General features: G+C 37.2%; 10 protein-coding genes. 8 read left to right on the top strand and 2 right to left on the bottom strand.

Translation table 11 applies throughout. From position 1 onward, the window contains the following. Positions 1-119: 119 nt before the first annotated feature. The 3 genes from V7122_RS02690 to V7122_RS02700 all read left to right on the top strand — a co-directional run bounded on the left by V7122_RS02690 (position 120) and on the right by V7122_RS02700 (position 5028). Complete coding sequence (locus V7122_RS02690; protein ID WP_335525742.1) at positions 120-536, top strand: hypothetical protein; 417 nt, start codon at positions 120-122, stop codon at positions 534-536. Between the two features lie 632 nt (positions 537-1168). Next, positions 1169-1678, top strand: a complete 510-nt coding sequence (locus V7122_RS02695) for a hypothetical protein (RefSeq protein WP_335344047.1) — start codon at positions 1169-1171, stop codon at positions 1676-1678. 14 nt (positions 1679-1692) lie between these two features. Next, entirely contained in the window at positions 1693-5028 is a 3336-nt protein-coding gene (locus tag V7122_RS02700) for a tetratricopeptide repeat protein (RefSeq protein ID WP_335525743.1), read from the top strand. Positions 5029-5530: 502 nt separating this feature from the next. On the opposite strand, the gene V7122_RS02705 is transcribed toward V7122_RS02700, so the two are convergent. Further along, complete coding sequence (locus tag V7122_RS02705; protein WP_335344045.1) at positions 5531-5773, bottom strand: hypothetical protein; 243 nt, start codon at positions 5771-5773, stop codon at positions 5531-5533. A 17-nt stretch (positions 5774-5790) separates the two neighbouring features. Next, positions 5791-7404 carry an L-lactate permease gene (locus V7122_RS02710; protein ID WP_335344044.1) on the bottom strand — a complete coding sequence of 538 codons (1614 nt, stop codon included), beginning with the start codon at positions 7402-7404 and terminating at the stop codon, positions 5791-5793. 534 nt (positions 7405-7938) lie between these two features. On the opposite strand from V7122_RS02710, the gene rpoN reads away from it, so the two are divergent. The 5 genes from rpoN (at position 7939) to V7122_RS02735 (ending at position 13085) form a co-directional block, all read left to right on the top strand. After that, positions 7939-9276: an RNA polymerase factor sigma-54 gene (gene rpoN / locus V7122_RS02715; RefSeq protein WP_335525744.1), complete on the top strand. Its 1338-nt coding sequence runs from the start codon at positions 7939-7941 to the stop codon at positions 9274-9276. Positions 9277-9294: 18 nt separating this feature from the next. Further along, complete coding sequence (locus tag V7122_RS02720) at positions 9295-9537, top strand: glutaredoxin family protein (RefSeq protein ID WP_335525745.1); 243 nt, start codon at positions 9295-9297, stop codon at positions 9535-9537. 124 nt (positions 9538-9661) lie between these two features. Then, on the top strand, positions 9662-10693 hold the full coding sequence (locus V7122_RS02725) for a sugar-binding transcriptional regulator (protein WP_335525746.1): 1032 nt from the start codon (positions 9662-9664) through the stop codon (positions 10691-10693). A gap of 22 nt (positions 10694-10715) precedes the next feature. After that, a complete protein-coding gene (gene gap / locus V7122_RS02730; protein WP_335525747.1) occupies positions 10716-11723 on the top strand; it encodes a type I glyceraldehyde-3-phosphate dehydrogenase in 1008 nt (335 codons plus the stop codon). A 177-nt stretch (positions 11724-11900) separates the two neighbouring features. After that, positions 11901-13085, top strand: a complete 1185-nt coding sequence (locus V7122_RS02735; protein ID WP_335525748.1) for a phosphoglycerate kinase — start codon at positions 11901-11903, stop codon at positions 13083-13085. Positions 13086-13247 lie beyond the last annotated feature (162 nt).

The following is a 13247-nucleotide window of genomic DNA, read 5'->3' on the forward strand; positions in this document are numbered from 1 at the left end:
TGGAAGAAGGCAGCGTTACAGATTGGTTTATTAGCGATTGATTACGGGTTAAAGCAAAGAAAAAAGAAAAACAAAACTAGTAAGAAGAGAAAAAACACTAAAAAGAAAGGGTGATCAAGGTGGCTAAGGCACAAACTATATCGTTTAGTGAATTTATGTCTGGTGAATATAAGCGGCCTAAAAATAAGAAGAATATAGGCAAACTGATTCAAAGAGTAGGGACGACTGTCGCTGTTCCATTAATTATGGCTCAGCCGGTGTTTGCAGCTGAGGCAGTCCCGGTAACAGCTAAAGAGTGGATGGGAGAACAAACTCTTTCCATGTTAGCTCATGTGCTGGATCCAGTAGTAGATATACTAGTGGCTCTTAGTTTTCCGATTGCTTCAGTTATTATAGTAGGTGCATGCTTTATGTTTATGTTCAATAATGCAGAAAAGGGATGGACTATGATTCAAAATGCAGGTTTAGGGTATGTACTTATTCAAGTTTCTCCATTAATATTAAATGTATTAAAACAAGTAGGGAATGCAATTTAATAAAGGTATACTTCATTGGCCTAGTTTTGACCTAGGGATTGTATTATTCTAATCTATTTTATTCTAAACTCAATATCAAAAATCCTGTCATTATTGAGTTTGTTTTACTCTAATTGCTTAATTTTAGACATCGTTAATTTGGGTTCGATTCCTGCCGAGGGCGTCATTAATACTTTTAAATTACCGATGCCTCTGCGCTTTTTTAAGCGTAGGGGCGTTTTTTATTTTCGGCTATTCTTCCGTTGAAAATACCACGCACAGCACCCCGAGATGCCCCTTGACTGACCTTCCGTAATATTTCTATGGAGGGCTTCTACATGAAACAACGGACAGCCGTCACCACTACGATCGCGCAACTAAAGAAAAGGCTCCTAAGGAGCAATTTGAAATAAAGTAATTGTGAAAAGACTGGGGATAACCGCAGTCTTTTTCACATCAAGTAAAACAAAACACTCGGCTTATCCCACTTCCGCATTTTGTTTTTAATTAATTTACACATTTCAACAACCAAAAAGGTGATTTTATAGTAGAATAGTATTATGTAAAAAGTACCATCAAAGGGAATGGCCTCCACATGGGCTGTTGCGAAGAATTTACTATACAAAGTTTATAAATAATAAGAGGTGTAAATATTGGAGTCGTTAAAGCTTCTATACCCAGCACAAAAGCTTGGTCAAATGGTCGATGGTGACAATATAAACATAATCCCGTTTGTAAATGACCAATTACTTGTTAGTGATCATTATGGCAATACTAAAGGTTTCATAGTGCCTGATATACATAATAATGGAGATTATTTGCTATACTCAGAAAATATGGATTTACTTGGGTCGACACTTTCAACAAAGGGGATGACAAATTTTTTAACACCAGGAGGAAACATTTCCTCAACCTTTATCGAGCAGATGGGCACTGAAATACAGGATGGAGTGGGTACATCATTTGTATTCGACAATGCGTACGATGGATTTGATGTGTATAACAATGCAATGCTGTTAACATCCTCCTCACAAGCGTTGGGTCCAAAGGTTTCAATAGTTCAAAATATAGATACAAATACTATTGCAAGTTTAGATGGATTAGAATTGTTAGATATAGATTTGGTTGATTCTTATTTAGATAGCTTTTTAACATTGTTTTAAAGGAGGAACTAGTTTTGTCTATCATTAAAGAGAGAAAGATAATTTTAGATGCTAGTTTGGCATTAGAACAATGTTCACCTATCTTAAAAGATGCTATGGTTTATACACTAAACCAAAATGTAGAGCAAATTGGTAAGTTGCTCACTCAACAATTCCAAGATTATATGAATGAAATTGCATCTTATGAGCCGAAGATTAAACAAGATGCTAAAAAACATTTAAAATCATACCTGCAGTTTGTGTCGCCAGCGAATTTTATTACGAATATTGATTCAATTTTTGATGATTACAAGCTGCAGGAAATAGAAAAAATCTACCGTCAAAGTTTTTATCGCCTGACTGCGAACTACACTCATGAAAATAGTGAACGATTCTTAGTTGATTCTAAGCATTTCCAGCAACTAGTGAACGAGATAAATGATTTAAAAGCTCCTATTGCAGAAAAAATAGCTCCTTACATAAATGCATATCAATCATATGTAAAAGAATTAAGCCAATCTCAAGATACGGCTATTGCTAGTTTAATTGGGGGTTTTGCAGCAACTGCAGTTGCCGGACCTCTTGCGGGAATTGTAACGAGACATTTTATCCGCTCAAATAATAGTAAAGATAAAAAGTTAGAACAATTCTTAAAGACTCAAGATGAGTTAATTTCTGTGATATTTGCACAAATAATGAAATTATTACGAAAAATAATCTTTCTGTTAGGTCAGATTTACGCTGGTCTCGCCACAAAGCTTCAAGAAGAGAGTCAAGCATTGAAACTTTCCTATCAAAAATTTGATAAAGAACAACAACTATTAATGTTGGATATATCGAATGCATTGGAGCGAAATATTAAGAATGCAACTGAAGATGTTTTTAGACAAATTCAAAAATGCACTTCTCAAAATGAATATGAGAAAGCAGAAGAACTTAGTCGGAAATTAGTTGGTTACTTTAGTCGCAATAAGCAAATTGCAAAAAAACTTACTCAAGGTATTTCATATGGAATGGCTTCTCAATTGATTCATTTCACTATTCTTGCGCAACAGATTTCAGCGATTACTGATGATAAACAAAAACATTTTTATTATACAAAGCTATTTACTTCCTTAACTCATGCACCGAAACATAAGCCAGTTGTTTATGGCATAAACATTGTGAAATTGGAAGATGCCGTAGAGAAATATATGCATCTTTCTGTAAAACTTAAAGAGCCTAAGTATGTTGCGACTGCTATCCAAGTGCTACAGAATTTTTTAGTGCGATTTCAACAGAATAATTTAGTTTATCGTGAAGATACGGAATATCTTCCGGCAACAGTAACTAAATATTGCGATAAGGATGCATCAATTCAATATAAGCCAATAAAGATTCAGTATCCAGAACAGATTATGGGCCTTTATGAATCATATGAATACGCGGTATTATATGAAAAGATTAGCAGTGGAGAAATTGATGATAATCCTAGTTCTATCAATGAAAAATATATGGAACAAATCGCTTATTATGATTTCCATATAACAGAGATAAATTTGTCAAATGGAACAGAAGATGATTACTATCGGTCCGCAATGTATCATCTGGAAGGTAAGCACACGAAACAAAATACAGAACTTGCATTGGAACGCTTAAAAATAGCTGCAACTTCAGGGCATGGCCAAGCAATTTTTCAGTTAATATCCTTAATTGAAGAAAATAAATTTAATGCAACTGAAAAAGAATATGTAGAGTTACATCTTCGATTGTATGATTCAGACTTCGCTTATAATGAGCACTTACTATACCGTATCGGAAAGTTTTATCAGGAAGGTTTTGGAGTTGAACAAAATTATGTAACGGCACTTAGCTGGTTGGAAAGAGCTGCTGCGATGAACCATGTATCATCAATGTTTGAGATAGGCTTACTGAATGAAACAGGGGTAATCGGTAAAAAAGATAAAAAAGAAGCTTTCATTTGGTATAAAAAAGCAGCTGAATTAGATGAACCGCGTGCTAAAGACAAGATTGAGCGAAAAACTAGAAAAACAGGGATTCTGGTATTTAGCACGTTAGTGCCTTTAATTATAGTGTTTTTAATATGGAATCAATTAAATAGTTCAAATGGTGGAACCCATACGACTTATTTTTCAAACGATACAAAAAAATATTCGAATAACATTGAAAAATACTCAGCGGATATTGATACAGTTGATTTCAATAAAGATGTTTCAAATGAAGAGGAAGAAGCGTTAGAAGAAACAATAATGATTAATTATTTAGAACCGAATAAGATAGGTGATAATGCATCTGGAATAGTTACTATACTAGAAGATACCATTGTCACTTTGTCAACAGGAGAAGAATTAGTCTTGGCTAAAGGAACTACTTGGGAGGTATTTGATCGTAGTTTTCAAAAGATTACAATTCAAGATGGAATTGTTTTAGAAGAAACAAATAATATTGCTTACGAACAACTAGTAGCTCCTTATAATCAAGATCATTCAATTTATGGGATGTCGGAATTACAAGTGAATTCAGGAAATGTAAAAGTAGTAGAAAACAAAACAACTGAAACTATTTACTACTTAGAACCTGGTAAATCCTATACATTAAAAAGTCTAACCATAGACGGATGGCTTCAAGTAGGTTTGAATGAATGGGTGAGATTTAATCCAAATGTTATGACTATAAAGTCTGACCATTTAAATATCTATAAAAGCGAAAATAATATTGGAGAAGCGAAACTTTTAACAGATCTTGTTCCGATTTATTATGATGATAATGGTGAAACGATAATTGGTTATTTTGTAAATGAAGATTCAGTTTCAGTAAATGCTCATCTTTCTTCAGGCTATTTGCGAGTAGGAGGTAATTATATACGTCTAGATGAGAATGTTGCATTTGATCGAACATATAATCAACAATTCTATAGTTCACGTGTTTATGGAGAAGTTGAAATATTAGCTGAAAATATAAATGTTTATAGAAGTGCTTCTTCTACAAGTAATATTGTCGGTGTTCTAAAGAAAGGGCAAAAATTAGATGTTCATTATATAACTAATGGTGGAGCATATTGTTTTACATCTCAACCCAATCATTGTATTACCAATAATGAAGAAAAAGTAAAATTTACTAAAATTCATAAATACCTTAAAAGTGAAGATGAGAATGCGATTGGCATTTATACCTCACCAAAAACTCATTATGTTAAATCATTCCCATCTGATCCAGGTCATCAAAGTGGCATGACAGAATGGCGTCACGATAATGAGGCTGTCCCATATGAAGTTTATGAAATTCGTGAGTTAACTAATTCTTTATGGTATCGTGTAGGTCCTGCACATTGGTTAATCCACTCTGATGAAGGTACGTTTAAGTCATTATAATGCTAAGAGAATCGAAGCATCCAAATGTCCGTTGAAGAAGGAAATTTCAGTGGTGTCGTTTTTCATCGTGAAAGTAGGGTTTTTTGTGGAAGTATTTTCGTTTTGGGATTGTAACGGGGATAATGGTAAGTTATTGTTGTGGCATATGAAAAGCACCTCCCTTAAATTGATATGTTGTTCATACCAGGAGGTGTATTTGTTTTATATGCGATGTTTGTATACGGGCTTACCGCAAACACAATATATTATACGTTGTCTCTACAAAACCTTATTAAATCAATGCTTTGACTGTTAGTTCGACCCATGCCGAGGGCGTTATTATCAAAAATGAGTTCCAATGTTTGATGGTTTTATTCAAACACAGGAACTTTTTTTGTTATAGAGAATTTCAGGCTGCCAACACTTCACAATGGAAATAAAATAAAAACGCTCACTATATATGGGGGATAAATACCCCCATGCAGTGAGCGTAGAATATTAGACGTACGGTCGTGTGAGAAGTCTATTCCTCTCTCGTTTCGAGCTTCTGAACACCTTTGTAGCCGTCTCTTTTTGTCGCTTTTTTTCCATGTAAGAATGTTATGGCTGGCGCTGCCAACATGCCTACAAGCATTAAGACTATTCCAATGTTCAATAGACTTGAGTTGCCTTGGGTGCCTCCCACATAGAGAAAAGGAAAGGAAACAATTGTAACAATAAATGCGATTGTTTGAAGACCTACTTTAGTTGCAAAAAAATCTCTCATGTTGAACTATCTCCTTCCTAAATAAACAGTGTAGTAATCGTTAGTATGATACCTATCAAAAGAGCAACACCTATCGCAATAGGCAAAATCTTTTTAAGGACGAGCCCTTCTTGACCGAGGATTCCTGCAGTTGTTGTACCAAGAATGATCTTACTTGGTGATAAAACTGATCCCATCGCACCGCCTGCAGTATGGGCCCCTAATATAGCTGCTTCATTTAAATGTAAAAGCGAGGAAGTCGCTTGTTGGAATCCTCCAAATAAAATATTGGAAGACATATTACTGCTCGTCATAAATGACCCGAGAACGCCAATTGCTGGTGCTAGGAATACATAAGTCTGACCCATAACTCCGGCTGTACCCATAGCAAGTTCAGTTGTTTGTCCAGTTCCACCCATGATTTTAGACATAATAATCAATGCGATTACTGCGATCGTGGAAGGAATCGTTTTTTCAATTGTTCTCCTAATAGCCCGTGTTCCTCCGCCTTTTTCAATTTTGCCTTTGCTCTTAAAAAAGACAAAACCGATGATAGCAGATAGAAGCAAGAATAACCCGGAATTCGTTAATGGCATGACAGGTGAAAATAGATCATAACCATGATTCACCATACCATAGCCGGTCGTTGTTTCAGGATAGCTTAGACCTAATTGCCACTGATTCAAAAATGTCTTTAAAGGACCGATAAGCAAAACAATCAGTGTAATAGCGGTTAATACATAAAAAGGGAAAAATGCTTGATTCATGGTAAGTGGATCTTTGGAGACATTTTCTTCTTTCTTGTTATCTCCTTCTTGACGAACCATTAGTTTACTATCTTGAATACTCCATGATTCTCTGTACATTTTCAGCTTGCCAATAAATAATATAGCAACCAGTGACAGTAATGATGGAATAAAAGCTGCTAATGCAGGATTCATTTGTGCTAAAATTGTTTGGCCTCCACCTTGAATTAAGGAAAGTATGATTACGGCCGGCAATCCTTTTTTAACAGCTGCCCAGCGGCCATAGACCCAGCTGATAGTGATACCAGTAGCGATATTAATAATCCAAATAAATAATGAAGCCCAGACAGCCGCTTCAATTACCGTTCCGCCTTGAATACCAGTTTGGGAAACTAATGCATCCCAAGCCACGGCTAATGTTCCGAACGTATTACCCCATGCCTGTCCTAATAAAGCAATGACCACAGCCCATAGGGGTCTTACACCAAGTCCAACTAATAATGGAGCACAAACGGCTATTGGTACTCCGAAACCAGTGATTCCTTGTAAAAAACTGGCGAACACCCAACCGATTGCCATAATTTGAAGAAGTTCATTAGACGTGAACTTTTTTAACCCATTCCGGATTGAATCAAATGCCTTTGCCTCACTAGTTACTTCATATATTAGAATGGCAGGCAAAATAATGACAATGACCGTTAATGAAGTCCATATACCTTTTGCACTTTCCAGTCCTAATAGCTGCAGATCTGATTTATAAAAAACGATGGAAATGATAAATGCAGCCAAGAGTCCAATAGGTGCAGCTTCTGCAGCCCCCCAATTGAACTTCACCATTAGTAAAATAAGTATTATTATAGGTATTGCAGCCATTAGCCACATCAAAATATTAACAGGTAGTTCCATATTCCGATTTCCTCCTTTATTACTACATCACTAAATATATATTTTTCTTATTTCCTCTTCAACAGTCACAGTGTACAAAAAACTAAGTATTTTTAGTGCACTTTGTTCAAAAGAAAACATCATGAAGTAAAAGCTGTTGAAATGGATTACAAAATAGGAAAAGTTTGAAAAATATGCAATGAAATGTTTGGAACCTTCTGGAATAATTTTGACCACCTGCCTAAAAGCATCATATAAAAAAAGTTTAGGGGCATTTTAAATTGAATACCTTTAATATGTACAAAAATTAATTTATTATGAAGCCCCATTTTTGTAGTGTATAACACGAGTGTGTGAATGATGAATTTCACAATGAACCTAGAAAAATTTTTTTTATTAAAAATGATCTGTTCAGAAAATATTAAAAATTCAAGACATAGCAAGGTTTAACTCACTAGGAATAGGACTTTTTTAGTGCAAATCCCATCTTTAGCCAGTATATTCCCATTCACCATTCGTCCTCCTTATTGTAGAATGGTAAGGGGGGGTTGTGAAATGAAGTTACAGGCTGGGTTATGGCAGCAGCAAACATTAAAGTTAACAATGACTCAAGAACTGACTCAGGCAATTGCCTTGTTGCAGTATAATACGCAGGAGCTTTCTGAATTTCTGGAGAATAAAGCATTGGAAAATCCTTTATTGCAAATTGAAACAGGGAACGTTCAAGCGATGGACCCCCGCTTTGACCGAGCAAAGCCTGCTAAGAAAAAAATAGAAAAAGATAAACAACATTGGATTGAACAGATTGGAAAAATAGAACCTTATTTAGATGAACATATTAAGTCTCAGCTTGACTTTAAGCTTGTTCATTCGATTCAAAACGGGGAAAAGGTTTTTGATTATCTTATTGAGTGCTTGGATGAAAACGGTTACTTGCGAGTGGAAATGAGTGAGGTGGCGGCCCGTTTTCGGATCTCTGAGGAAGAAGTTGATAAGGCCATTACCCTTTTGCAGGGAGTAGAGCCGGCTGGGATCGGCGCACGGAACCTGCAGGAATGCATTCTTTTGCAATTAAAAAGGAAACAGCCAAGAAATGATTTGGCTGAAGAAATAATAGAAAAGTATTTTAATAGTTTTGCGGACAAAAAGTGGAGAGACATCTCCAAAGAACTTGGGGTAAAGATGTCAGAGATTCAAGAGGTCTTTGATTTCATTCAAACATTAAATCCAAGACCGGCGGCTTCCTTTCAGCATGAGAAGTCTGCCTATATTGTTCCGGATGTGATTATTGATTGGGATGGAAGCTCGTTTTCTGTAAGTGTCTTTGATGAAGCTTTGCCGAAAATTAGCTTTAATAATGACTATTTTAAAAAATTTTCATCCAATAAAGATAAACAGGTTAAACGTTTTTTACAGGATAATCAACAGGATTATTTTTGGATTATGAGAAGCATCGAGCAGAGAAAAGAAACATTAACAAAGGTTTCCTTGAAGATTGTCGAGAAGCAGCAGGAATTTTTCATTAAAGGCCCTGCCTATTTAAAGCCGATGATCATGAAGGAGATTGCGGATGAGCTTGATATCCATGAGTCAACGGTTAGCCGGGCTGTTAGGGAAAAGTATGCCCAAACCCCTTTTGGCACCTTAGAATTAAGATCCTTTTTCTCAAGTACGATTAAAACGACTTCTGACGAAAATACATCTTCAAAACAAGTAAAAACAATTATAAGCCAGCTCATTGATGGCGAAAATAAACAAAAGCCTTTGTCTGATCAAGAATTAGTGCAGCTGTTGAAGGACCAGGAAGGCATGGTTGTATCAAGAAGAACGATAGCGAAGTATCGGGACCAGCTGGGAATCCCGTCTTCCTCAAAGCGAAAACGATATGATTGATGAAAAAGGAGAAGAGCGGTGAACAAACGTACTCTAGTGCTTTATACACGAAATCGCTGTCCTTTATGTGATAAAGCGAAGTCGATTATTATGGAATTAAAAGAAGAATGGGATTTCCATTATAAAGAGATAGATATTGATACGAGTGATGATTTGACTGAAAAATATGGACTGATGATTCCTGTTGTTGAAATTGATGGATCCGAGGTTCAATACGGACAAATTGATAAATGGACGATAGAAGAAGCCCTTAAAGAATAGTTGAACTATTCGATTGCCCCTGCTAAAATAAAATTAGAGCAAGGGTGATTTTTTTTATCCTAAGTGGGACACAATATGACTATGCGGGACATATAATGTCCATAGGAGGTAAAGGGGCAAAAAAATGAACTCGATTATCGATATTCAGAAAAGATTATTACCCGATTTACTGACCATTATGCAAAAAAGGTATCAAATCCTCCATTATATAGGCTTAATGGAGCCGGTAGGGAGAAGGAGTTTAGCTGTTAGCCTTAACTTGACCGAAAGAGTGCTAAGAAGTGAGGTTGAATTTTTAAAAGACCAGAGTCTGCTAGTGAGCACTAGTGCAGGGATGAGTTTGACCTCCGATGGCAAAGATCTCCTTAATCAGCTCCGAGAAGTATTGAGGGACATAACAGGTATTCAGGCTATGGAGGATAAGCTTCATCAAACGCTTAACATTCAAAAAATTATTATTGTGCCAGGCGACAGTGAAGAATCTCCATGGGTAAAAAGTGAGCTTGGCAGAGCAGCGGCTGCTTATATGAAATCAAACCTCAAAAGAAAAGATTCTATCGCAGTTACCGGCGGTTCAACGATGGCTGCTGTCGCTGATAGGTTAACACCAGAGTTTACTGAATTTGATTTGCTTTTTGTTCCGGCAAGAGGTGGAATCGGTGAGGATGTAAAAAATCAAGCTAATACGATTTGTGCTGCAATGGCAGATAGAACGAATTCTAGCCATAGAGTTCTCTATGTTCCTGATCAGGTCAGCCAGGAGATGTACAGCACCATGATAAGAGAGCCGGAAATAAAAGAGGTCTTAGGATTAATCAAGTCTGCCAGCATGGTTTTACATGGAATTGGAGACGCTATAGTAATGGCAGAACGCCGAAAAACAAGTAAAAATGACATGGAATTAATCGTTAAAGAGCAGGCTGTAGGAGAAGCATTTGGATATTACTTTAATGAAGCCGGCCATGTGGTACATAAAGTACAGACCATTGGACTTCAGCTTCAGGACTTAATTCATATTCCCCATATCCTTGCTGTCGCAGGAGGGGCTTCAAAGGCAAAAGCAATTGCCTCCTATTTGAAACAAGCGCCATCATCTACCGTTCTTATAACAGATGAAGGGGCTGCAAATGAGTTAATGAAGAATTTAAATATATAAATACATTTTGGGAGGAATTATCATGACAGTAAAAGTTGGCATTAATGGTTTCGGAAGAATAGGCCGTGTTGTATTTCGTGCAGCTTTAAACAATCCAAATGTAGAAATTGTGGCAGTTAACGATTTAACAGATGCGAATATGCTGGCACATCTTTTAAAATACGATTCTGTTCATGGAACACTAAATGAAGAAGTACTAGTTGATGGAGAATACTTAGTAGTAGGCGGACATAAAGTTAAGGTGATTGCAGAACGAGATCCGGCAAACCTTGGCTGGGGAGACCTTGGTGTAGAAGTGGTTGTTGAATCCACAGGGCGATTTACAAAACGTGAGGACGCAGCGAAGCATTTAGAGGCTGGTGCGAAAAAAGTGATTATTTCTGCACCTGCATCCAATGAGGATATCACGATTGTCATGGGTGTAAACCATGAAAAGTATGATCCTGCTAATCACCATGTGATTTCAAATGCATCTTGTACAACAAACTGCTTAGCCCCATTTGCGAAAGTTTTAAATGACAAATTTGGCATTAAACGTGGGATGATGACAACGATTCACTCTTATACAAATGATCAGCAAATTCTTGATCTGCCACATAAGGACTATCGCCGTGCCCGCGCAGCTGCTGAAAACATGATTCCAACAACGACTGGGGCTGCAAAAGCAGTATCTCTCGTGCTACCAGAACTGAAGGGCAAACTAAATGGAGGTGCAGTACGCGTTCCGACTCCTAACGTATCCTTAGTTGATTTAGTAGCTGAGCTTGAAAAAGAAGTAACAGCTGAAGAAGTAAATGCCGCATTTAAAGCAGCTTCTGAAGGTGAACTAAAGGGTATCTTAAGCTACAGTGAACTGCCTCTCGTTTCTAGAGATTATAATGGTGATCCAAGCTCATCTACAATTGATGCCCTTTCAACTATGGTGTTAGAAGGCAATATGATTAAAGTAATTTCTTGGTACGACAATGAAACTGGTTATTCCCACAGAGTGGTAGACCTAGTTGATTATATTGCACAAAAAGGAATCTAGAGTGTTAATGGACGCAAGTGCCTAAATATATTGGAAATTAACATAACAAACGACTATAATGATAGAGGGAAAAGAGGAGATGGGAATAAAACCACTCTTCTTTTTTATAGGCAGTTTTTTAATACATAATAAGTTTTACCTTATAGACTAGCATTGCTAAGAGGAGGTTCCTTTTCTATGAACAAAAAGAGCGTAAAAGATGTGGAGTTACAAGGAAAACGAGTTTTTTGCCGTGTCGACTTTAATGTACCGATGGCGGATGGCAAAGTAACAGACGAAACTCGAATCCGCGCAGCCCTTCCAACGATTAAATACTTAATGGACCAAGGAGCTAAAGTCATTTTAGCTAGCCACCTTGGACGGCCGAAAGGAAAAGTAGTTGAGGAGTTACGCCTGAATCCAGTTGCAGACCGCTTATCAGAGCTTCTAGGAAAAGATGTGAAAAAAGCAGACGAGGCTTACGGTGACACCGTGAAGGAATTGATTAACTCCATGGAAGAAGGCGGTGTAGTTTTATTAGAAAACGTTCGTTTCTATCCTGGCGAAGAAAAAAATGATCCTGAACTGGCAAAAGCTTTTGCAGAATTAGCAGATATCTACGTCAATGACGCGTTCGGTGCTGCTCACCGCGCCCATGCTTCAACTGAAGGAATTGCTCATTATCTGCCAGCAGTATCAGGACTTTTAATGGAAAAAGAACTGAATGTTCTTGGAAAGGCTTTATCGAATCCTGAACGTCCTTTCACTGCCATTATTGGTGGCGCGAAAGTAAAGGATAAAATTGATGTCATCGAAAATCTACTTGATAAAGTAGATAATTTAATTATTGGCGGCGGGTTGGCTTTTACTTTTGTTAAAGCAAAAGGACATGAAATCGGCAACTCTCTTTTAGAAGAAGATAAAATTGAATTAGCCAAATCCTTTATGCAGAAGGCTGAGGAAAAGGGCGTTAAATTTTATATGCCGATCGATGCGGTAATAGCTGATGAATTTTCACAAAATGCAAATGCTAAAACGGTAGAAATCAATGAGATTCCAGAAGGATGGATGGCTCTTGATATCGGTCCAAAGACAGCTGATCTATATAGCGATGTTATTCATGGCTCTAAGCTAGTCATTTGGAATGGACCAATGGGTGTGTTTGAGTGGTCTAAGTTTGCTAACGGAACAAGAACTGTGGCGGAAACGCTAGCAGAAGCTAACGAAACATATTCTGTCATTGGCGGAGGAGATTCAGCCGCTGCGGTTGAAAAGTTCTTCCTTGCTGACCGCATGAGCCATATTTCAACAGGCGGCGGGGCTTCTCTAGAGTTTATGGAAGGCAAAGCTTTACCAGGTGTTGTTGCGTTGAATGATAAATAAGGAAGGTAGTTACGGAGTACTCATAACTACCTTCGACATGAAAAAACCGTGGAGAAGGTAGTTATGGCTCGTTCATAACGCCGTTTGGCAGGAAAAAATCATTGTGAAGGTAGTTAAGGCCAGTTCATAACGCCCTTCGACATGAAAAAAGCGTGAGGAAGG

Source organism: Bacillus sp. JJ1532 (assembly GCF_036965085.1).
In the GTDB taxonomy this organism is placed as follows: domain Bacteria; phylum Bacillota; class Bacilli; order Bacillales; family Cytobacillaceae; genus Cytobacillus.

Excerpts from the sequence above, each read along its gene's own strand:
- gap (WP_335525747.1), top strand. The coding sequence starts at position 10,716 with ATGACAGTAAAAGTTGGCATTAATGGTTTCGGAAGAATAGGCCGTGTT.
- V7122_RS02725 (WP_335525746.1), top strand. The coding sequence starts at position 9,662 with ATGAACTCGATTATCGATATTCAGAAAAGATTATTACCCGATTTACTG.
- V7122_RS02735 (WP_335525748.1), top strand. The coding sequence starts at position 11,901 with ATGAACAAAAAGAGCGTAAAAGATGTGGAGTTACAAGGAAAACGAGTT.
- V7122_RS02710 (WP_335344044.1), bottom strand. The coding sequence starts at position 7,404 with ATGGAACTACCTGTTAATATTTTGATGTGGCTAATGGCTGCAATACCT.
- rpoN (WP_335525744.1), top strand. The coding sequence starts at position 7,939 with ATGAAGTTACAGGCTGGGTTATGGCAGCAGCAAACATTAAAGTTAACA.
- V7122_RS02705 (WP_335344045.1), bottom strand. The coding sequence starts at position 5,773 with ATGAGAGATTTTTTTGCAACTAAAGTAGGTCTTCAAACAATCGCATTT.